The organism is Acinetobacter brisouisimilis, from assembly GCF_000368265.1.
Taxonomy (GTDB): domain Bacteria; phylum Pseudomonadota; class Gammaproteobacteria; order Pseudomonadales; family Moraxellaceae; genus Acinetobacter.
The window spans coordinates 2,280,052-2,301,805 of record NZ_KB851219.1; the positions used below are offsets into that span (position 1 = coordinate 2,280,052).

General features: G+C 45.3%; 16 protein-coding genes. 8 read left to right on the forward strand and 8 right to left on the reverse strand.

Annotated features, from left to right (window positions below; all coding sequences use genetic code 11):
- Window positions 1–10: 10 nt before the first annotated feature.
- Both F975_RS14535 and F975_RS14540 read right to left on the reverse strand, forming a co-directional pair.
- Complete coding sequence (locus F975_RS14535; RefSeq protein ID WP_004754652.1) at window positions 11–934, reverse strand: response regulator transcription factor; 924 nt, start codon at window positions 932–934, stop codon at window positions 11–13.
- A complete protein-coding gene (locus F975_RS14540) occupies window positions 927–4,394 on the reverse strand; it encodes a hybrid sensor histidine kinase/response regulator (RefSeq protein ID WP_155757299.1) in 3,468 nt (1,155 codons plus the stop codon). The genes F975_RS14535 and F975_RS14540 overlap by 8 nt, the downstream gene beginning before the upstream one ends.
- A gap of 176 nt (window positions 4,395–4,570) precedes the next feature.
- Between F975_RS14540 and F975_RS14545 the strand changes: the two genes are divergently transcribed.
- Window positions 4,571–6,190, forward strand: coding sequence for a purine-cytosine permease family protein (locus tag F975_RS14545; protein WP_004754656.1), 1,620 nt, complete (start codon window positions 4,571–4,573; stop codon window positions 6,188–6,190).
- 61 nt (window positions 6,191–6,251) lie between these two features.
- Here the strand turns inward: F975_RS14545 and F975_RS14550 are convergent, their stop codons facing one another.
- The 4 genes from F975_RS14550 to F975_RS14565 all read right to left on the reverse strand — a co-directional run bounded on the left by F975_RS14550 (window position 6,252) and on the right by F975_RS14565 (window position 12,909).
- Window positions 6,252–9,554 carry a DEAD/DEAH box helicase gene (locus tag F975_RS14550; RefSeq protein WP_004754659.1) on the reverse strand — a complete coding sequence of 1,101 codons (3,303 nt, stop codon included), beginning with the start codon at window positions 9,552–9,554 and terminating at the stop codon, window positions 6,252–6,254.
- A 149-nt stretch (window positions 9,555–9,703) separates the two neighbouring features.
- Window positions 9,704–10,321, reverse strand: coding sequence for a single-stranded DNA-binding protein (gene ssb / locus F975_RS14555; RefSeq protein ID WP_004754660.1), 618 nt, complete (start codon window positions 10,319–10,321; stop codon window positions 9,704–9,706).
- A 51-nt stretch (window positions 10,322–10,372) separates the two neighbouring features.
- On the reverse strand, window positions 10,373–11,737 hold the full coding sequence (locus F975_RS14560; protein WP_034426378.1) for an MFS transporter: 1,365 nt from the start codon (window positions 11,735–11,737) through the stop codon (window positions 10,373–10,375).
- A 104-nt stretch (window positions 11,738–11,841) separates the two neighbouring features.
- Window positions 11,842–12,909 carry a DUF475 domain-containing protein gene (locus tag F975_RS14565; RefSeq protein WP_004754664.1) on the reverse strand — a complete coding sequence of 356 codons (1,068 nt, stop codon included), beginning with the start codon at window positions 12,907–12,909 and terminating at the stop codon, window positions 11,842–11,844.
- Between the two features lie 153 nt (window positions 12,910–13,062).
- On the opposite strand from F975_RS14565, the gene tenA reads away from it, so the two are divergent.
- The 5 genes from tenA (at window position 13,063) to F975_RS14590 (ending at window position 17,026) form a co-directional block, all read left to right on the forward strand.
- Window positions 13,063–13,737, forward strand: a complete 675-nt coding sequence (gene tenA, locus F975_RS14570) for a thiaminase II (protein ID WP_004754666.1) — start codon at window positions 13,063–13,065, stop codon at window positions 13,735–13,737.
- A 112-nt stretch (window positions 13,738–13,849) separates the two neighbouring features.
- Window positions 13,850–14,281 (forward strand): arsenate reductase (glutaredoxin), encoded by a 432-nt coding sequence (arsC, locus tag F975_RS14575; RefSeq protein WP_004754668.1) that lies wholly within the window; start codon window positions 13,850–13,852, stop codon window positions 14,279–14,281.
- A gap of 4 nt (window positions 14,282–14,285) precedes the next feature.
- Window positions 14,286–14,597 carry a metalloregulator ArsR/SmtB family transcription factor gene (locus F975_RS14580; RefSeq protein ID WP_004754671.1) on the forward strand — a complete coding sequence of 104 codons (312 nt, stop codon included), beginning with the start codon at window positions 14,286–14,288 and terminating at the stop codon, window positions 14,595–14,597.
- 20 nt (window positions 14,598–14,617) lie between these two features.
- Complete coding sequence (arsB, locus tag F975_RS14585; protein WP_034426103.1) at window positions 14,618–15,664, forward strand: ACR3 family arsenite efflux transporter; 1,047 nt, start codon at window positions 14,618–14,620, stop codon at window positions 15,662–15,664.
- A 501-nt stretch (window positions 15,665–16,165) separates the two neighbouring features.
- Complete coding sequence (locus F975_RS14590) at window positions 16,166–17,026, forward strand: EamA family transporter (protein ID WP_004754675.1); 861 nt, start codon at window positions 16,166–16,168, stop codon at window positions 17,024–17,026.
- Here F975_RS14590 and F975_RS14595 read toward each other — a convergent pair.
- Complete coding sequence (locus tag F975_RS14595; RefSeq protein WP_004754677.1) at window positions 17,023–17,361, reverse strand: GlpM family protein; 339 nt, start codon at window positions 17,359–17,361, stop codon at window positions 17,023–17,025. The genes F975_RS14590 and F975_RS14595 overlap by 4 nt on opposite strands.
- 150 nt (window positions 17,362–17,511) lie before the next feature.
- Here F975_RS14595 and F975_RS14600 point away from each other — a divergent pair, with 150 nt between their 5' ends.
- On the forward strand, window positions 17,512–17,886 hold the full coding sequence (locus tag F975_RS14600; RefSeq protein WP_004754678.1) for a hypothetical protein: 375 nt from the start codon (window positions 17,512–17,514) through the stop codon (window positions 17,884–17,886).
- A 59-nt stretch (window positions 17,887–17,945) separates the two neighbouring features.
- Here F975_RS14600 and F975_RS14605 read toward each other — a convergent pair whose 3' ends face one another.
- Window positions 17,946–18,302 carry a DUF1304 domain-containing protein gene (locus F975_RS14605; protein WP_034426380.1) on the reverse strand — a complete coding sequence of 119 codons (357 nt, stop codon included), beginning with the start codon at window positions 18,300–18,302 and terminating at the stop codon, window positions 17,946–17,948.
- Between the two features lie 124 nt (window positions 18,303–18,426).
- Between F975_RS14605 and uvrA the strand changes: the two genes are divergently transcribed.
- Window positions 18,427–21,258: an excinuclease ABC subunit UvrA gene (uvrA, locus tag F975_RS14610; protein WP_004754682.1), complete on the forward strand. Its 2,832-nt coding sequence runs from the start codon at window positions 18,427–18,429 to the stop codon at window positions 21,256–21,258.
- Window positions 21,259–21,754 lie beyond the last annotated feature (496 nt).

Genomic DNA, 21,754 nt, shown 5'->3' on the forward strand with positions numbered 1-21,754 from the left:
TCTTGTTCATTTAACCCTTATCCTGAACCAGACTATGCAAATACGCCACTGCCGCAGTACGGTTTTCCACTGCCAGTTTGGCAAAGACATGTTCCAGATGCTTATTCACAGTGCGTGGGCTGAGCGCCAAAATTTCCGCAATATCCTTATTGGTTTTTCCCAAAATCAGCCAGTGCATGACCTCTGCTTCGCGCTGGGTCAGTTGTGGGCAAAATTTCAAAATATCAGCCACACTTAAATTGGCTGTTGCCAGTTTAATCTGTACCAGATAGTTTTGATTGCTGCGCTCGGCTTGCCACGGCGTCAGCAACAAAAGCTGTAAATTCTGGGTAGGTGTCGCATAAGTACAGCTCATCAAGCGTTTCGGGTCTTTATCCTGCTTTAGTTCGCTAAACCAGTGCTTGAGTCCCTGCGCAAAGCCTGCTTGATCAGGCAAACATTCCTGTAAAATCAGCTCGGCTTTTTGGGTTTGCCACAGCATTTTCCCTTCCGCATCCAGTGCCAGAATTGCGGTTTCTGTGGCATCAATTACCTGTTTTTGCTGTTGCAACAACTTGGCATGGGTCAGATGTGTACGGACTCGCGCCAATACTTCTTCAATATTTAACGGCTTGGTGACATAGTCCACGCCCCCGACCTGAAAACCACGCACAATATGCTCGGTTTCCGAAAGCCCTGTCATAAAAATTACGGGAATGAGCTGAGTAATCGGACTGGCTTTAAGTTGCAGACAACTTTCAAAACCGTCCATATGCGGCATGTTGCCATCGAGTAAAATCATGTCGGGCTGACAGCGATGGGCAATTTCAATCGCACTTAAACCATCGGTGGTGACCAACACCCGATAGCCTGCCTGATCAAGACTTTCATGTAAAAGCCCCAAGTTTTCGGGCACATCATCCACAATTAAAATCACCGCATCATGATTATTCATCAATGCTAAAGTCCTGAAGCTGCTGTTTGGCCATTTTCAGGTCAAATTTTTGCACAGATTGTGCCAACTGCAACCATAATTTTTGCTGTTCGGGAAAATCCTGCTGATACTGCTGTAGTGCCTGCTGCACCCCGCGAATATAGCCCTGACCCAGCACCTCCTGTAAATGGTCTAAGGCTTGCGGCAAACTCTGTACCGAAGTCGCTGTTTGTATTTCAGCAGCTTTCACCGTGTCTAATGTTGTTGGAGGCTGAGTCGATTCTGTCTGATGTGGTAAATTGGACTGCTGGGCTTGCTGCTCGGCATTTAGCCACGTTAAATCCAGTTTGTCGCCAATTTTGCTGAGCAGTAAATTCAGATCAATTGGTTTCAAAAGAAAATCTTCTGTAAGTACAGCATCTTGCGGGTTAACGGCGCGTTCATTGGCATCGGCGGAAATAATCACGATCGGTACATTGGTAATGTAGTTTTGGCGCAGCAAACGTGCAGTTTCCCAGCCGCCCATCAACGGCATGGTCAAATCCATGAGAATCAGGTCGGGCTGAAACATCGGCACTTGGCGTAGGCAGTCAATCCCCGATTCGGCTTCTTGCAACTCAAAACCCAGTGGACGCAAAAAGTTGGCGACCAGACCACGATCCACCGCTTCATTGTCCACCACCAAAATCCGTTTGCGCTCACCGACATAACCGACGATCTGATTACTCTGCAGGTTTCGAATTGGATGCACCAAATCTTTGGAGGGCAAATACAGTTTGATATGAAAGCTCGTGCCCCGATTCAGTTCACTACTCACCGTGAGCTGCCCGCCGAGCAAATCCACCAGTAATTTAACAATCGGTAGCCCTAGACCTGTCCCTAAAAAACCACCCTGCACCACATTGCGTCCGCGCTCAAACGGGTTAAAAATCCGCTGTAAATCTTCTTCGGCAATGCCGCAGCCTGTGTCCTGAACCGTAAAATACGCGGTCTGAAAACGGTAATCGACTTGCAAACGGATTTGACCTTTACGGGTAAATTTCAGTGCATTGCCCAAGACATTGATCAGTACCTGTTCCAGACGGTTTTTGTCGCTGCGTACATATTGCGGTAAATGCTCGCTGATTTCACAGACAAATTTGAGATGCTTTTGCTCAATCTGTGGCTGAAACATTTGCACAATTTGCTGAATAAAATCAGGAAAGTGGATATCCACCATATTTAGGGAAATCTTGCCTGTTTCAATACGTGCCAGATCCAGCAAACCATCAATCAATGACGTCAGATGCTGCCCGCTACGGCTGATGACCCCAAGTGCCTTTTCCCCTTGTTCCGAGAAATGTTCCTGCTTTTGCAGCAACTGGCTATAACCCAAAATACTGTTGAGCGGTGTACGCAGTTCATGGCTAATCCCAATCACATAACGGCTTTTGGCTTCATTGGCTTTTTCCGCCTGAATCCGCGCATCCTGCAAATGCTGTGAGGTCACTTCATGCGCGGCAATTTCTTCCAGTAACAGGCTATTTTGCTGCTCACTTTCCTGCTCGGCATTACAACGGCTTTCATCATTCAACACCAGCCACCATGCCGCCACACTGATCAATAGAAACAAGATGCAGTAAATTTTCACAAATAGCGCAAACAGTTGTTGCTGCCCGACTGCATGGATGGCATCTAAACTGCTTTTTTCCTGCAAATACACCAAGCTCAGACACACCGCGAGTGCCAGTGCCAAACTCAGCATCACCAGTAAATACAGGCTCAGGCGCGTATTGAGACGTTGCGCCCATGTGCTTGGCAAATAGCGGGTCAGCAAGGTTTTCCATTGCTCTGACCAACGTGCATGTGGTTTACAACGGTCATGGCAACGGGCTTCCAGTGAACAGCACAAGGAACAAATTTCTGCACTGTAGGCAGGGCAACTCGCCATATCCGCCACTTCATACTCGCGCTGACACACCACACAAGTCGCTACTGAAGTCATGGCTAAGGGTTCAGGCTGGCGGGCAAGGTAATATTTACCTTTAGTCAGATAGGCAATCATCGGCACGCTCAGCATCGCAGTACCCAGTGCAATAAAACTGGCCAAGCCTTTTGCCAGTTCCCCAAAAAATCCCAAATAACTCAGCATCGACAGCAAAGATGCCAGCAGTAATGCACCAACTCCAACAGGGTTAATGTCATACAGATAGGCACGGCGGAACTCGATGCCTTTCGGGCTTAAACCCAAGGGTTTACAGATGATTAGGTCTGCGACCACCGCGCCCATCCACGCCAACGCAATATTGCTGTACAGCCCCAAAATCTGCTCAACCGCATGGCTGATGCCCATTTCCATCAACATGATCGCAATCAGGATATTGAAAATCAGCCAGACAATCCGCCCAGGGTGGCTATGGGTTAAACGCGCAAAGAAATTCGACCATGCCAGTGAGCCTGCATAGGCATTGGTCATGTTGATCTTGATTTGTGCCATACACACCAGTAGCACCGTCAGCCAGAGCGCAACGTCTGCCGAGGAAATGCCTTGCTGAAAAGCGAACCAGTACAGATAGGTCGGATTGCTCAGTTCAGTGTGCGGCACAGCATAGCGATAGGCCAACACCATCAACAACATGCCCATCAGGATTTTGACAAAACCAAAAATAATCCATGAGGGGCCACCCAAAAATACCGCCAGCAACCATGAGCGCGGATGCTGCTCACGCGGCGGTAAAAAGCGTAAATAGTCCGCCTGCTCGCCAATCTGAATCACAAACACAAACAACAAAGTACAGGCAGCGCCAAAATACGTCAGATTAAATGCGGTCGAATGCGAGGTAACGCCAACAAACTGCATGCTTTGCTCAAGCAGTTGCGGCTGTTTCCACCATACAAAGACCCACGGCAACAGCAGCAAGATCAGCCAGATCGGTTGGGTAATCGCTTGAACTTTATTGATAAAACCCACACCTTTCACCACCAAAGGCAAAATGATCAGCACTGAAATCAGATAGCCGACACTCTGCGGAATATGCAGTGCCAGCTCCAATGCCATTGCCATAATCGCCGCTTCAAACGCCAGTAAAATAAAAGTAAAACTGGCATAAATCACCGAAGTAATGGTCGAACCGATATAGCCAAAACCTGCACCACGCGTGAGTAAATCCACATCCACATTGTACTTGGCGGCATAGTAACTGATCGGCCAACTGGTCAGAAAAATCAGGCTACACACCACAATGGCTGCCATCAACGCATTGCTAAAACCATATTGCCACAGCATGGTTGCGCCAATCGCTTCCATCGCCAGAAAGCTCACCGTCGACATGGCGGTATTGGTCACCATCCACGGCGACCATTTTCGCACCGAGCGCGGTGCGTAGCGCAAGGCAAAATCTTCAATACTCTCATCAGCCACCCAAATGTTGTACTCACGGCGTGTTGGAATTACCCGTTGTGGTGCAGAAGGTGGTGTGGATGATTTTGGCATGCAGCAAATTCCAACAAAATGTGGACAATAAATCTCTCATTGCACTTTGCCAAAATTTGCCGATTTTGACCATGCTTTTATCCTGCGTACAGATACGCAATATAACGTATTTTCGATTTTGTCCCTGCACGCCACACTGAATGCATCTCAAGAATTCACCATCAGCATCGGGGAGGATGGCAATTATGAGCGTATCTCAACATTCAGATATCGACAGCCTGCAAGGCAGCAGTAACCATCAAAAAGCGGTCAACGAAACTCTAGAAGACTATACCTTACGTTATGCACCACACAGTTTTCGGCGCTGGAGCCCAAAAGTGGTGGCGATTACCGCACTGGGCGGCATTGCCTACCTTGCGGATTTCTCGATTGGCGCAAGTATTGGCATGTCCTACGGCACCACCAACGCAGTATTTTCGATTTTATTTGCCGCAATCATCATTTTCCTGACAGGGATTCCACTCGCCTACTACGCCGCACGTTATAACATCGACCTTGATCTGATTACGCGTGGTGCAGGTTTTGGCTACTTTGGTTCGGTGCTGACCAGTATTATTTTTGCCAGTTTTACCTTCATTTTCTTTGCCCTTGAAGGTTCGATCATGGCGCAGGGCTTGCTGCTCGGTCTGGGTGTTCCGCTGTGGGCAGGTTATCTGATCTCGACCTTTATGGTGATTCCACTGGTGATTTATGGCATGAAAGCCTTGAGTAAATTACAAGTCTGGACTACGCCTGTGTGGCTAATTTTGATGGTTGGCCCTGTCGCCTACCTCATCAACAAAGAGCCGAATCTGGTCGGTCAGTTTGCTCAATTTACGGGTCATGACGGCTTTGCACCGATGGATATGGCAGCGATTATGCTCGGTGCAGGCGTGTGTTTATCACTGATCATGCAAATTGGTGAACAAATTGACTACCTGCGCTTTATGCCAGCCAAAACCAAAGCCAACAGCAAACAATGGTGGGCGGCGGTGATTTCCGCAGGGCCAGGTTGGGTGATTTTGGGTGCGATCAAACAAGTCATCGGTGCATTTTTAGGATTTTATTTACTCACCAAAGTTCCAGGGGTCAACACAACTGAACCTGTACAACAGTTCAATGCTGCTTTCCATGACATGCTTCCGGGTTGGTTAGCGCTGGCTTTGGCGGTGATTTTGGTGGTGATTTCGCAAATCAAGATTAACGTGACCAATGCATACTCAGGCTCTTTGGCGTGGACCAGCGCTTACACTCGTATCAGCAAACATTATCCGGGTCGTATCATCTTTGTCTTGGTGAATCTGGCGATTGCGCTGGCGCTGATGGAAGGCAACATGTTTGCAGTCTTGGGCAAAATCTTGGGCTTCTATTCCAACTTTGCCATCGCTTGGGTGGTGGTGGTTGCAACCGATATTGCCATCAACAAATATGTGTTAAAGCTTTCACCAAAAGAACCTGAATACCGCCGTGACATGCTGTACAACATCAACCCAGTCGGTATGGTGGCTTTCCTTGCCGCAGCAGGTCTATCCATTGCAGCGTTCTTTGGAATGTTCGGCAGTTCCCTTGCAGCCTACTCGCCTCTGATTGCGCTCGTGGTTGCCTTTGTACTGACTCCAGTCATGGGCTTGGTCACTGGTGGAAAATACTATATCAAACAAGATCATGACGGGATTAAAGAGCCACGTTATGATGCAGAAGGCACACCTGTGGCAACCGTATATAGCTGTGTGGTCTGTGATGAAGCTTATGAACGCCCAGATGTGCTGTTCTCACACAAACATAGCGGCACCATCTGCTCACTATGTAAAACTCTAGACAAATAATAATAAAGCATTCCAAGAATACATTTTACCCCCAGCGATGTCCCCAAACATCGCTGTTTTTTTATGTGGCATCAAACAGTTGCAATAGCTCATCTTCACTAAATGCCGCATTGATCTGGCTGTTTTTCGACAAAATCGACTGTGCCAGTTGTGCCTTGTTTTTTTGCATTAGCAAGATTTTTTCTTCAATACTCTGATTCATAATCAGTTTATACACAAACACGGGTTTGTCCTGCCCGATGCGCCATGCACGATCCGACGCCTGTTCTTCTGCGGCAGGGTTCCACCACGGATCATAATGGATCACAGTATCGGCAGCGGTCAGGTTCAAGCCCACTCCGCCTGCTTTGAGACTGATCAGGAAAATCGGCACTTCACCTGACTGAAAACGCTGAATGACTTCATCACGTTTTTGCGTCTGCCCTGTCAGTTTGGCAAACTCGATACCCTGTTTTTGCAAGGCATCACCAATCAGGCTGAGCATGCTGGTAAACTGCGAGAAAATCAGGATCTTGCGCCCTTCCTGCAACATATCAGGCAAGGTCTCCATGAGATAATCCAGTTTGGCAGAATGAATCTTATGACTGTTCATGCCTTCCAGATTCAGTAAACGCGGATGACAACATACCTGACGCAATTTCAGCAAGGCATCCAGAATCTGGATATGGCTGCGTTTTAGCCCACGCTCTGCCAGTAACCGCCGCACATTGCTCTGCATTGCAGTACGCAGCGCCTCATAGAGCTTAAGCTGCGCATCATTCATGTCGATATTGACTTCAATGGTGGTTTTCTTCGGCAGCTCTTTCGCGACTTCAGTTTTTAAACGGCGCAAAATAAATGGGCGGGTGCGTAAAATCAGCCGTTCCTGTAAATCAACACGCTGTTGACGCTCAATCGGGTAACGATACTTGCGATTAAAGTAATCTTGCGTCCCTAAAAATCCGGGCATTAGAAAATGAAACAATGACCACAGCTCACCCAAATGGTTTTCCAGCGGTGTACCTGTTAGGCACAACCGATACTGCGATTGCAGTTGCCGTGCCGCTTGTGAGACTTTGGCATTCGGATTTTTAATGTAATGTGCTTCATCGAGCACCACAGTATGAAATTTTTGATTTTTTAACAGATGAATATCACGTGCCAACAGTGGATACGTGCTAATGATCACATCATATTCGGGCAAATGCTGGAAATGCACATGACGGTTATGCCCATGCAACACCAATACTTTGAGTTGTGGTGTGAATTTTTGTGCCTCTTTAAACCAGTTCGAGGTCAGCGAAGTCGGGCAAATAATCAGCACAGGGGTTTTGTTTAATTTTCCTGCTTGCTGCTGCAATAAAATATGTGCCAGCGTTTGCGCAGTTTTACCCAAACCCATATCATCTGCCAGAATCCCGCCATGGCGAGTTTCGGTCAAGAACTGAAGCCAGCCCAAACCTTGCTGTTGATAACTGCGTAGTTCTCCACAGAAACCTTCGGGCGTAGCCAGCGCTTGCTGTTCACCTTGCTGCAAGCGTTGCACAAACTGTTTTAAACGATCTGCATGATACAAATTCAGATTCAAATCATTCGCTTGTGACAATAACGCCACATCATAAACATCGAGCTGAAAATCATCTTCCTGATTAAACAACTGGTTTAAATGAATCAGAATCGGCTTGATGTCTTTCAAATAAATCAGCAAGCTCGGTGCATGACTAATCGGCAGCACAAAATAATGATCTTCATCAAACTCATGCAAACGTTGTATATCGAGTAATTTGGGGTGTAACTGAATCAGGCGTGCCAGCAATTCGGCCAAGTTGTGTTTATGACCGCGCTGATCCTGAATGGTCATGCCAATGTTAAACCATTCATAGCGCTCATCGGCTTGGGTCAGCGCAACATCGACATGCTGTGCCAATTGCAGATTAAATAAACTCTGTGCGCTATGTTCGACTTTCCAATCCAGAGCTTCAATCAAATTGACAGGCAACAGCGCTGAGATCAATTCATGCGCATCAATACAGAGCAAATTCGCCATATCGACATACGGCAATTTGAGCTGAGGCAACTGTTCCAGCCATGCGATATTCGGCAGGAGATCCCAGAGCTTGCGCAACAGGCGCTGTTCCTGTTTTAAATCGCGCATTTGCCGAACAGGCTTCTGCTGATACTGCCCTACAAAACTATTTTCTGCATAATTTGCAGGAACGCGCCCTGCAGGATAATCAAAAAATACGCTGGCACATGCCAAATCGTTTTTCGAGAAAATCTGATCCAGATGAGCTTGATCACCAAAGCGCAGCACGGCTGTTGGATTACCCTGCATTTCAGGTAAATTCTGCTCGAATGGGTACGCAGATACTGTTTGATCGACTAGATAACGCTGTAAAGTCTGCTCCATCTGCCCCAACAAATGGCTAGGAATGATCGGCATATTCAGCAAATCATCAATAATGTCATAACGATAAGCGGCTTCTACTCGACCAATGCTATTTTGGCGCAGATCAATATAGGTTAAAGGCTGTGTCGCCAAAATCCAGATATGTGGCACATGCTTTAATTCATTCTTGCTACCCAGTGCATAAATATCGGCAATCAACTGCTCAGATTGCCCATCGGGCTGGGTTTCCCAAGTAAAATCCAATTGATACAGTGTATCTGACCAACGCAAGGGAGCATGTTTATAGTCTTCAGCATACAGCCAGCCATACTGTGTGGCCTGTTGTAACAGATTGGCTGGCAGACCTTTAAAATTTAAAGTATGGGAAGGTAACTGATTATTTTTTTGGGTATTTTGTGCAGTATATATCTCTTGAAACAACACACGTTCCTGCATGGTCGTATCAACATGAGCATTCAGGATATTGGCATAATTGGTATATTGTTTGGCTTCGCGAATTTCACCTTGTTTATTACGGCGCACCTTGTAGAGCTGCAGGCTCATTAAACCCGTTTGTGGTTGACGCTCAACAATATAAATAAAATAGTTTTCTTCCAGAACCGACGTCATCTCTGGATGCACTTGCAAATGGTTCAGGGTTGACTCAAAACGCTGTGACCATGCCGAACTGGCACTTTCAATCTGAGGAGGTGCAATCAAATGATGCTGTACGGCGTACTGAACAAGCGCTGCCCCATGTTTACAGTGATCACCCACAGGGCAACTACAACGGCTTTGTAAGACCTGCTGTCGAGCAGCATCGAGAGTGACGCGAGTATGATAGGCAAACTGCCCCTTTACCTGTGCCTGAATCAGCCAACGGTTGGCCGACTGGGGTTGAACCGAAAGTTGTTCAGCATCTATCTCATTGATATAACCGCGACTACGCTCAATGGTCGCGCTATCAAAAGTTGAAAGTAGTTGAACAATCTTCATATTTCCCAAACATCATGACACTAAAAGAAAACGCAGGAAGCTATAGTAACGATATTGGCTTTAAAAGTGCATGCTTTTTTTGGCGAATAAAAAAATCTCTTACCGATTTGGGTAAGAGATTTTGATTTTTGACTTGGCTATACAGTAACTTAAAACGGTAAATCATCATCTAAGTCAGTCGGTGCTGGTGCCGCAGCTGGTTTTGGCTTAGCTGCTTGGTTGTTATTAAAACCACCTTGGGCATTGTTATTGCCTGCGCCATAGTTGTTGAAACCGCCGCCTTGGCTACCACCTTGCTGATTAAAGCCAGTATTTTGACCATAACCACCACTGTAGTTGTTATTACTATTAGCACCGCCTTGCTGATTATTATTGTTAAAACGCGGTTGACCATAACCTGAGTTATCGCCTGCGCCTTGTTCTGACTGACCACGGGTTGAATCCAGCATTTGCATCTGATCACCACGGATTTCAGTGCTGTAGCGCTCCTGACCGTTTTGATCTGTCCATTGGCGAGTACGCAGTGAGCCTTCAATATAGACTTTTGAACCTTTACGTAAATATTGCTGAGCAATTTCACCTAAACGGTTATGCAATACAATACGATGCCATTCGGTTTGCTCTTTTCGCTCACCTGTACTTTTGTCTACCCAAGAATCACTCGTTGCAATTGAGAACTGAGTTAACGACCCACCATTTGGAAAAGTCTTGGTTTCAGGATCTCGACCCAATGTACCGACCAAAATAACTTTATTGACACCACGCATTCGCTACTATCTTCCTATATGTTTCTACGTTTTACTTTATAAGAGTTATCTTCAAATGACTAGCTCTTTCCCCAACAAGTGCGTTAAATGTTGTCGCGCAGTTTCATCTAGCTGCTTCTTATCCAGTTTTACATAGGCGACCTGCTCATCCAGCATGACCACCACTTCTTCAATACCATGAATTGCCAACAACTGGCTAGTCCATTCATCTGTTTGTTTACCCTCAGGCAAACGTAAAATGACTGAAGATAAATAACGTGGTTGCTGCAAACCAAAACTCACCAATGCCCAGATCATGGCAATCGCGGCAAGAATGCTCCAACCTGTTGAGGTATTATGTAACATTAATAATTGGCCGCCAAGTGTACCACCAAAAAATGCTCCCAAGAACTGGGCACTGGCATTTACTCCCATGGCGGTGGCTTTGGACTGAATCGGTGCAGCTTTAGACAACCAAGACGGTAACAATGCTTCCATGACATTAAATGCCACAAAGAAAATCCCTAAACCCAGTAGCAAGCTATATTTGGACTGATAACCAAAAACCAGTACCAGTAAACCCACAACGACACCAACAATTGCACCTAAAAAGATGCTACGCATTTTGCGGTATTTCTCAGCAAGAATAATACTTGGGAAAGCACAAATCACACCGATCAGCAATAATGGCAAATACACCAAACCATGTTTTGCCAAAGGAATTTCAGCATACTGGATCAGTTGCGATGGCACATAAATAAACATCGCAGTGAGCAACAAATGTAGCGAAAAAATCGAAAAATGCAGGCGGTTCAGGTCAGGCATTTTCAATACATGCTTAAGCTGCTTCAGATAACCATGCTGAAAATTACGATGATGACGTGTGGTTTTAGGCACCAATAGCAGCATAACTATGGCAGCAAGTCCCATAATGGTGGTCACCCAAAACAGCCCTGAAATTCCCACCAAGTGCGTCAGCCACGGCCCAAGACTAAAGGCCACCACAAATGATAGCCCAATACTCATACCCATAGCCGCCATGGCTTTGGTACGGTTTTCTTCACGGGTAACATCGGCAAGCAATGCCATCACCACTGCGGAAACCGCACCTGCCCCTGCAATCGCACGTCCTAAAATCACACCATAAATGGTATGTGACATCGCCGCAACTGCGCCACCCAAAGCAAACAATAACAAGCCGATGACCACCAAAGGTTTACGACTAAAACGATCTGCCCACAAGCTAAACGGAATTTGTAAAATCGCTTGAGATAGCCCGTAAACACCTACGGCAAACCCAAGCAATGCAGGCGTTGCATATTGATATGTCTGCCCAGCCACTGCAAACACAGGAATAATCATGAACAATCCCAACATGCGTAATGCAAAAATACTGCTTAAGGCAAAAGTGGAACGGCGTTCTAAAGCATTCATCATATCAATCTGTAATCTCTTGGGGAAAACAAGCAAAGCATTAAAAATAAAAATGGGGTACAACAGCATTGTACCCCATCATTTTATACATTTTCCTGAAATTTGCCTTAATCAATCAGCTGGCGTTTACTATATTGAATTGAGGCAATCACCGCCCAAACAATAAATGCTACACCAATCAGTCCTGTGACCACTTCAGGCACATGCACCCCTGTACCACTGGCCAACATAATCACGGCCAAAGCACCAATCGCATAATGCGCACCATGTTCCAAATAAACATAGGCTTCTAAAGTGCCTTTTTCGACCAGATAAATCGTCATGGAACGCACAAACATTGCACCAATTGCCAACCCGAGCATAATGATGATGACATCAGAAGTAATCGCAAATGCCCCGATCACCCCATCAAAACTAAAAGATGCATCCAGCACTTCCAGATACAAGAAGCCACCTAAACCTGCTTTGATCACGCCATTGGCAGCATTGCCTGAACTGCTGGCTTCTTCATCGACTTCAGGCTCACCCCCTAGTAAATGCCCAAGCACCTGCACACCGATATAAACCACAATGCCCCAAACCCCCGATAAAGTCACAGCTAAACGCTCGCTCTCGCTTACATTGTGTGCCATCACCAATAAGGCAATCAGCGTTAAAAATACTGACATGGCAGGGACATTGGCTAAGTTTGTCAGGCGTTTTTCAAGCCATTTGAACCAGTGCGTATCTTTTTCTGCATCAAGGAAGAAATTGAAAAACACCAGTGCCAAGAATGCACCACCAAATGCTGCAATTTCCGCATGATGTTCAATCAAACGCATCGAGTAATTTTTCGGATCATTGAGCGCCATACTGACCACATCCATCATGTTCATGTTAGCCGTCACTGCGACAATCACAATCGGGAACACCAGACGCATACCGAACACCGCAATAATCATCCCGAGTGTAAGGAAAATCATTTTCCAGAAATGATCCCAACTCCGCAGTACCGATGCATTGACCACGGCGTTATCGAAAGATAAAGACACTTCCATAATCGCCAAAATGGCAGTTACCGAAAGCGCCTGTAGCATGGTCGAAACCCCAGCTTCAGGGCCATGCGTGAAGCCCCAGTACGCTGCAATTCCCAAACAGATGATGCTGAAAATAAATGAGAAACGAAAATGTTTCATGAACTGACCTGACCTGACCTATAAAAAATAAAAAGTACATGCTGTTTGCGCACGTATCAGAAAATATTAATCAATATTATACGCGCTTCTGTTTTTTTACCTATTTAAAAAAAACACGCTATATTGCAGTTTTCGCATCATCGTGGAGTGACCATGCGTTTTTCAGAGCAGCTCTGGCAGAACAACCTTGCCTTATACCAAAAAATTGTCCAGCATCCATTTAACCAAGAGTTGGCGCAGGGCACGCTCAAATCGGAAGCTTTTCAACATTATATTATTCAGGACTCACATTACTTACTGGCATATGGGCGCATTCTTGCGGTCGCAGCAGCCAAAGCCTTTGACGCCGATGACATCATGCAGTTTTCGGAAGGCGCAAAAATTGCGATTATTGTGGAGCGTAGTTTACATGCTGGCTTTATGCAGCAGTTTGGGATTAGCCCTGAACAGTTTGCCAATACACCATTGAGTTTGGCTTGCCACCATTACACCTCTTTTTTACTGGCAACAGCATGGTCAGAAAGCTATCCTGTGGTACTGGCCGCCTTACTGCCTTGTTTCTGGATTTATGCCGAAGTGGGATTGGCAATTGTTGAAAACTCGGCTGCCAACAACCCCTATCAGGCATGGATTGACACTTATGCAGGCGAAGAGTTCCATGCTGCGGTACGTAATGTGATTGCCACGATTGATAAAGTTGCTGCGCGCTGTGATGCCGACACACTTGCCAAAATGCAGCAGGTCTACCGTCGTGGTGCTGAGCTCGAATGGCTATTTTGGGACAGTGCCTATCATCAACAACACTGGCCTGGACTCGATCCTGTCTAATCGTATAGCGCCATATTCTGGCGCTTTTTTAAGCTGTCATATATCTGTAATTGCATATATATGGATATTCATATATAAAGATGCTTATCTGCCATATACTGAAGTTTTTGATATGTCGACCAGCATCAAGATTTACCACAACCCTGCTTGTGGAACATCGCGTAACACGCTCGCCCTGATTAAAAATACAGGCATAGAACCTGAAATCATTGAATATCTTAAAAATCCACCAAGCAAAGAACAGCTAATTCAACTGATTCACGATGCAGGCTTAAGCGTGCGTGAAGCCTTGCGTCAAAATGTCGAACCGTACATAACTTTGCAACTTGAACAGAGTCACTGGTCAGATGATGCCTTGCTGTATTTCATGTTGCAGTACCCAATTTTAATTAACCGCCCCTTTGTTGTAACTGAAAAAGGTACACGCCTGTGCCGCCCGTCTGAAGTGGTACTGGAGATTTTACCTTTACCGCAGCTTGGTGCTTTTTATAAAGAAGATGGCGAACAGATTATTGATGAACATGGGCAATGTGTCTCAGGTTAAAAATATGGATCAAGTACAATTTTTTAAATGCCTTGCCGATGAAACCCGCCTCAATCTGGTGTTATTGGTCACACAACACCAAGAGTTATGTGTCTGTGACCTGACTGAAAAATTACAACTCAGCCAGCCAAAAATTTCACGGCATCTGGCGCTGCTACGTAATCAGGGAATTTTACAAGACCGCCGTAAGGGGCAATGGGTGTATTACCGTCTGCATGAGCAATTGCCTACATGGTGTCGTGAGATTTTAGCGTTGTTGCAGCAAAACAATGCCTTCCCCGCAGCCACTTCAACCGCAGTGCATTGCTGTGATTAATTTCTTACATGATGTTTGCTATGACTCAATCTCGTTTATCATTTCTTGATCGCAATCTGACTCTGTGGATTTTTCTAGCTATGGGGCTAGGGATTGCCATTTCACAGTTTTTCCCACAAGCCTCTACCGCCCTCAATCATTTAAGTGTCGGTTCAGTCAATCTGCCAATTGCAGTTGGCTTAATTTTAATGATGTATCCACCACTGGCAAAAGTAGACTATGCTGCCCTGCCTGAAATTTTTAAGGACAAGAAAACCCTTGCCCTGTCTTTAATTCAGAACTGGCTGATCGCCCCGATTCTAATGTTTGCTTTGGCCGTGATTTTTCTGCATGACTCGCCGAGCTATATGACAGGGCTGATTCTGATTGGGTTGGCACGCTGTATTGCCATGGTACTGGTCTGGAATGGTTTGGCCTGTGGCGACAACCAATATGTTGCAGCACTGGTCGCATTTAACAGTCTGTTTCAAATCCTGTTTTTTAGTACTTATGCGTGGTTCTTTCTCAGCTTTTTACCGCCGTATTTTGGTCTAAAAGGGCAAGTGATTGATGTCAGCTTTCTCGACATTAGCCAAGCGGTGCTGACTTATTTGGGCATTCCATTTTTCGCAGGTTTTCTAACCCGTAGCATTCTGGTCAAAGCTAAAGGTTTAAGCTGGTATCAAAACCAGTTTCTACCGAAAATCAGCCCGATTAGTCTAGTGGCATTGCTGTTGACTATTGTTGCCATGTTTAGCCTCAAAGGTGGAGAAGTGCTGAGCTTGCCAAGCGATGTACTGCGGATTGCCATTCCGTTAACCATTTATTTTATCGTGATGTTTTTCCTTAGTTTTGCCATGAGTAAATGGCTCGGCAACAACTATGCACGCAGCACGGCAATTTCATTTACCGCGGCAGGCAATAACTTTGAACTAGCACTTGCAGTGGCAGTGGCAACTTTTGGTCTTGCATCACCTGTCGCTTTTACCACGGTGATTGGCCCACTGGTGGAAGTACCTGTCCTGATCTCGCTGGTCAGTGTCAGCTTTTGGATTCGTAAAAAATTCTTTGGACATGAATTGAGCTAGATTCAATCCAAGGCAGTCGCATAGAGGCCACAGCGACTGCCTTGCCCCTTCTTGTTCTGATCCATCTGTTGTTCATGCCTGCAAGGATTTTTGAAACTGGTAGGCTGGATAATACATGCGTTTTATAAACATATTAATAAACGCAGTTTGCAATATAAAATAATGATTTTATAGCATTTTTTTAAACTACACCTATGCTGAACACAGTATTGTTCTGCTGTATACTGCTCCGATTTTTATGGGCTGACATTAGCATTACCGACTGCCAAGCGAATGGCTGAACCGTATGCAATGGCTCAGTCTTGACATCACTTTTTGCAGATTGCTGCTGGCATTTTTATAGAATGATCAGGGCAGCCGACATGACATGCAATAGATTTTATGGGACGCTGTTTAGCGTGATCCTGCTGCATGAACAGGTTGCAATAAACTTTATTGTCGGCGCAGGGATTGTATTTCAGGACATTTCAATCATGAACTTTTTTCTCGGCGAGGCAGCACATGAATTCACAACTTTTTGCCGCAGGCTGCATGTTGCTCTCAATGGCATCTTATCAGGTCAGCGCTAGTTTTGCCAAACAACTATTTGAACATCTCAGTCCATTAAGTGTGACCTTATTTCGGCTGTGTTTTGCCTCGATAATTGTGATTGTGGTGTTTCGTTCATGGCGTATTTTGCCGAAATTCAAAACACTCAAATGGCGTGATCTGTTGTGCTATAGCATCTCATTGGGGCTCATGAACCTGTTATTTTATAGCTCACTCAGCCATCTACCTTTGGGTCTTGCAGTAGGTTTAGAGTTTATTGGCCCTTTGGGTTTGGCACTGTGTTCCATTCAGAGTCGTCGTGACTTGATTTGGGTATTTTGCTCGATCTTAGGCATTATTCTGATTATTCCGTGGGGTGGGCACAGTGCGGACTTTTCATATCTAGGCATGTGCCTTGCGATTGGTGCGGGACTGTTTTGGGCAGCGTATATTTATTTTGGACACAAAGTGGTTCGGCAAAATATCGGCATCCATATGCTCAGTATTGCCATTAGTTTTTCAGCAATCATGTTATTGCCTATTGAACTGTGGCAACACCCCGATGAACTGTTCGCTGTGCAGTATTGGTGGCTTGGTTTAGTGATTGCAATTTTAGCGACAGCAATCCCTTATGCCCTTGATTTGGTGGCACTAAAACATTTGGCACGACTGCGTTATAGTATTTTGACCAGTTTATCGCCTGTTGTCGCAGCATTAACAGGTTATGTTTTACTGTCCGAACAACTCAGCCTTTTTCAATGGATTGCGTTATTGTTGATTGTTACGGCATCGATTGGGATTGCGGTGACAGGTCGTCAACACAGCGAGCTTTAAGCCCACAAATACCAACCATACAGTAAAATACCTGCCGCAATTGTCCATGCCAGTGTTGCCAGACTTAAACAGCTCAGCACTGACATTTGGGTGGCAAGTAGATACACCATGATCAAATACACGGCATACGGAATCAGCGACCATAAACCAAATAAAGCCGTACGGCGCAGCGCATCTGCCCCCTGTTGCTGAAAAACAATCACATGCGCAATCAGAGCAAAGGTCGGAAATAATGGCACCAGACCTGCAATATAAAACGCCTTGCTTTTCGACAGTATTGAAATAAGCAACACGACCAGTGCACCCAAGGTACATTTAAATACTAACGCCCACATCGTCCTTTCACCGCTTAATGTTCTTCGCATGCATTTTACAAAGAATTGAGTGATTGCCCATGTTTTATTGCAATCCGTGCTTGCTTTTGCAGCAACAATCAACCAGCATATAAATAATAATCATTATCAATTATTATTTGAGATGAGCTTATGCCACAAGATACCCAAGGTACAGAAGCGCTACGAGCCATGGTGACTCTGAGACAGTGCTGGTTTGATCATGAAGAAGTCTATCTGCATCAAGGCTACTTGCATTGCGGTTCTGCTGTGACTGATCTAATTTATTTTACCAGTCGCCCTATTCAGGATTTCATGCTGAGTTTTATTGGAAAATATAACTGTCATCCTGCCAATGGTTTTGATTTTCTTGATTTAAATGACTTTTCAGGTAGCTATGAACATTTCTTGTCTGTGCTTGAAAAACAGGTGATTCATTATGCCTTTCAGCAACATGGGCGGCGTACGCTACGTTTTGAGCAAATCGACTCGATTTTTGAGCGCGAATTACCCCCTGCATGCGCTTAATCACATTTTCCTCCATGGCACAGGTTCTCCTGTGCTTTTTTTATAAATGAAGTCTCTATTTAGGCAAAATGCAGCACCAATAAAGCCAGCAGCGCAGGTACAGCCTGAATATAAATAATCTTTTTGCTCGCCGTTAAACCACCATAAACCCCTGCCACAAAAACACAGCCTAAAAAGAACGTGGCAATCGCGCGGGAAAAATCGGGGTTACTCACCAGCAACGACCAAAACAATCCCGCAGCAAGAAAACCATTATATAGCCCCTGATTTTGTGCCAGAACCTTGGTGAGCTGTGCTTTTTCCAGACTATGACCAAAGGCTTTTAAACCTTGAGGCTTGTCCCATAAAAACATTTCCAAAACCAAAATATACACATGCAATACGCCAATCAGCGCAATCAATATTTTTGCAATCAACATTTTATTTTCCTTCTTCATTTACCCGACATGATCTGTCGCCTAAAATCGTTTTGTTACAGCTTGAACAATTTTAAATCGTTATCATATAGCAGTTTCTACTTGCTTATTACCGAGAGATCTTATGAGTCACAGTCATATCCGTATTCGAGGCGCACGTACCCATAACCTGAAAAATGTGTCCCTTGATATTCCACGCGATAAATTTGTGGTCATTACAGGGCTTTCGGGATCAGGTAAATCGTCACTGGCATTTGACACCTTATACGCTGAAGGACAACGCCGTTATGTCGAATCGCTGTCAGCCTACGCGCGCCAGTTCTTATCGCAAATGGAAAAGCCCGAAGTCGATTCCATTGAAGGCTTAAGTCCTGCAATTGCCATTGAGCAGAAATCGACTAGTCACAACCCACGTTCAACTGTGGGAACCATTACTGAAATTTACGACTATTTACGCCTACTCTATGCTCGTGTCGGAACACCGTACTGCCCTGAACATGACCTACCGATGGTGGCACAAACCGTGTCGGAAATGGTCGATGCGGTAAAAGCTTTAGAAGAAGGCACAGCGCTGATGCTACTTGCACCAGTAGTGCGAGAGCGCAAAGGTGAATACAGTACCCTGTTTGAACAACTGCAAAGTCAGGGCTTTGTGCGTGCCCGTGTCGACGGTGAAGTCATTGACATCGACAGCCCGCCTGAGCTGGATAAAAAGAAAAAACACACCATTGAAGTGGTGATCGACCGCTTTAAAGTGCGTGATGATCTGGGCAACCGTCTGGCAGAATCCTTTGAAACCGCACTACGTTTAGGTGGTGATCTGGCAATTTTGACCTGGATGAAAGGCGAACAGCCTGACCGCGTGTTTTCAGCGCGCCACTCCTGCCCTAAGTGTGACCGTGCCGTGGCAGAACTTGAACCACGCATGTTCTCCTTCAACAATCCATTTGGCGCTTGCCCAGTGTGTGATGGTTTGGGAACACGTAGTCATTTTAGTGCCGAAAAACTGATTCCCAATCCGCACCTGTCGATTTATCAAGGGGCAATCCGCGGTTGGGATCGTCAACGCCCTTATTATTACAGCATGCTAGAAAAAGTTGCTGCACATTATGGCTTTGACTTGAATTGCCCGTGGCAAGATCTCGATAAAGATACCCAAAAGAAATTCCTGAATGGTACAGGCAAAGAGAAAATCGACCTGAGTTATATCGACGAACGTGGGCGAAAACACAGTCGTGTCATGGCATTTGAGGGCATACTGCCACATCTGGAACGCCGCTACCGCGAAACTGAAAGCAACTATATTCGCGATGACTTGGCACAGTACTTATCCAATGCAGCCTGTGATGCCTGCGGCGGTTCACGCCTGAACGAAATTTCACGCCACGTCAAAGTCAAAGACCACAGTATTGAACAAATCACGAGCATGTCGATTGGAGATGCGGCAGATTATTATCAACACTTAAGCCTTGAAGGGGCAAAAGGCGAAATTGCCGATAAAATCTTTAAAGAAATTCGTGAGCGTCTACAATTTTTAGTCAGTGTCGGACTGAATTACCTCAGCCTGTCGCGTTCGGCTGAAACCCTGTCTGGGGGTGAAGCACAGCGTATCCGTCTGGCATCGCAAATCGGTGCAGGTTTGATGGGCGTGATGTACGTGCTGGATGAACCTTCGATTGGTCTGCATCAACGTGACAATGACCGCCTGCTGCAAACCCTGATTCGCCTGCGTGACTTGGGCAACACAGTACTGGTGGTTGAACATGACGAAGATGCGATTCGTGCCGCCGACCATATTATTGATATTGGCCCTGGCGCTGGAGTACATGGCGGGGAAATTATTGCCGAAGGTACGGCTAAGCAACTGGCAAAAAATAAAAACTCGCTGACTGGGCAATACTTGGCAGGCAAACTAAAAATTGCGGTGCCTGAACAGCGTGTTACCCCACCGAATCCTGAAAATACCATTCAGCTTTGCGGCGCATCTGGACACAACCTGAGAAATGTCACATTAAATCTGCCATTGGGTGTCATGACCTGTATCACAGGCGTTTCGGGTTCAGGCAAATCAACCTTAATTAACCGCACATTACTGCCGCTTGCGGCAACCGAACTCAACGGCGCAACCACATTGACGGCGGAAAAATACCAGTCAATTGATGGCTTGCAGCATCTGGATAAAGTGGTCGATATCGACCAAAGCCCGATTGGACGTACCCCACGCTCAAACCCTGCAACCTATACAGGCGTATTTACCCCGATTCGCGAGCTATTTGCCCAAACCCCAGAAGCCAAAGCCCGTGGTTATAGTGCTGGACGCTTCTCCTTCAACGTCAAAGGCGGACGCTGTGAAGCCTGTGAAGGCGATGGCATGATTAAAGTCGCGATGCACTTTTTACCTGACATGTATGTGCCTTGCGATGCCTGCAATGGCAAGCGCTACAATCGTGAAACACTGGAAGTCGGTTATAAAGGCAAGAACATTTCCGATGTACTCAACATGACAGTTGAAGATGCAGCAGAATTTTTTAATGCTATTCCTGTGATTCATCGTCGGTTAGATACCCTGATGCAGGTTGGCTTGGGCTATATCCGTTTGGGTCAGGCGGCAACCACTCTGTCTGGCGGTGAAGCACAGCGGGTGAAACTGGCCCGCGAACTGGCAAAACGCGATACGGGCAAAACCCTATATATTCTGGATGAGCCGACCACAGGTCTGCATTTTCATGACATTGCCAAGCTGCTCGATATCCTGCACGAGCTACGCAACAAAGGAAATACCATTGTGGTGATTGAACACAATCTGGATGTGATTAAAACCGCTGACTGGATTGTGGATTTAGGGCCTGAAGGAGGTTCTGGCGGTGGTGAAATCGTTGCCGAAGGTACACCCGAACAAGTGGCAGACGTTGCAATTTCCCATACAGGGCGGTTTTTAAAACCCTTGTTAGCATAATTTTGCCTAAATAAAGAAGGAACAGTTGACGTCTTTCATCAGTCTATTTTATGCCCCTTACGCTGGGAGAAAACTAAAATGGGGGAAACAATGAATCGCGTCTATTACTGTTCCTTCCTTTTTTTATTAAGCATTTCTCATCATACAATCACATTGATTGCCTAAATCATTCACAGCATCGTCTCGACAACCTCAAGGTTTTTACCTAGAAAATTGCTGATTCAATATCGTATGCAGTAAATAAACAACATCTATTTACTTAAATAGTGAAGTGTATTTATTTACAATTTTAAATTGATAGTTTGTATAAATTATAGTTAGCAATTTAATTTAAATTACCAATCCTTTACTGGTTATTTAAAACAAGTTATATAATTAAAAAATATCGTTTATTTAAAATTTAATAACCTTAAAATTTGTTAATAACAGTCGTTTTTTATTTTAATTTATCCCCTAAAAAGTAATTTTTTTGTGATTTATTTCATTTAGATGAAGA

Excerpts from the sequence above, each read along its gene's own strand:
- F975_RS14535 (WP_004754652.1), bottom strand. The coding sequence starts at position 934 with ATGAATAATCATGATGCGGTGATTTTAATTGTGGATGATGTGCCCGAA.
- F975_RS14545 (WP_004754656.1), top strand. The coding sequence starts at position 4,571 with ATGAGCGTATCTCAACATTCAGATATCGACAGCCTGCAAGGCAGCAGT.
- F975_RS14550 (WP_004754659.1), bottom strand. The coding sequence starts at position 9,554 with ATGAAGATTGTTCAACTACTTTCAACTTTTGATAGCGCGACCATTGAG.
- ssb (WP_004754660.1), bottom strand. The coding sequence starts at position 10,321 with ATGCGTGGTGTCAATAAAGTTATTTTGGTCGGTACATTGGGTCGAGAT.
- F975_RS14560 (WP_034426378.1), bottom strand. The coding sequence starts at position 11,737 with ATGATGAATGCTTTAGAACGCCGTTCCACTTTTGCCTTAAGCAGTATT.
- F975_RS14565 (WP_004754664.1), bottom strand. The coding sequence starts at position 12,909 with ATGAAACATTTTCGTTTCTCATTTATTTTCAGCATCATCTGTTTGGGA.
- tenA (WP_004754666.1), top strand. The coding sequence starts at position 13,063 with ATGCGTTTTTCAGAGCAGCTCTGGCAGAACAACCTTGCCTTATACCAA.
- arsC (WP_004754668.1), top strand. The coding sequence starts at position 13,850 with ATGTCGACCAGCATCAAGATTTACCACAACCCTGCTTGTGGAACATCG.
- F975_RS14580 (WP_004754671.1), top strand. The coding sequence starts at position 14,286 with ATGGATCAAGTACAATTTTTTAAATGCCTTGCCGATGAAACCCGCCTC.
- arsB (WP_034426103.1), top strand. The coding sequence starts at position 14,618 with ATGACTCAATCTCGTTTATCATTTCTTGATCGCAATCTGACTCTGTGG.
- F975_RS14590 (WP_004754675.1), top strand. The coding sequence starts at position 16,166 with ATGAATTCACAACTTTTTGCCGCAGGCTGCATGTTGCTCTCAATGGCA.
- F975_RS14595 (WP_004754677.1), bottom strand. The coding sequence starts at position 17,361 with ATGTGGGCGTTAGTATTTAAATGTACCTTGGGTGCACTGGTCGTGTTG.
- F975_RS14600 (WP_004754678.1), top strand. The coding sequence starts at position 17,512 with ATGCCACAAGATACCCAAGGTACAGAAGCGCTACGAGCCATGGTGACT.
- uvrA (WP_004754682.1), top strand. The coding sequence starts at position 18,427 with ATGAGTCACAGTCATATCCGTATTCGAGGCGCACGTACCCATAACCTG.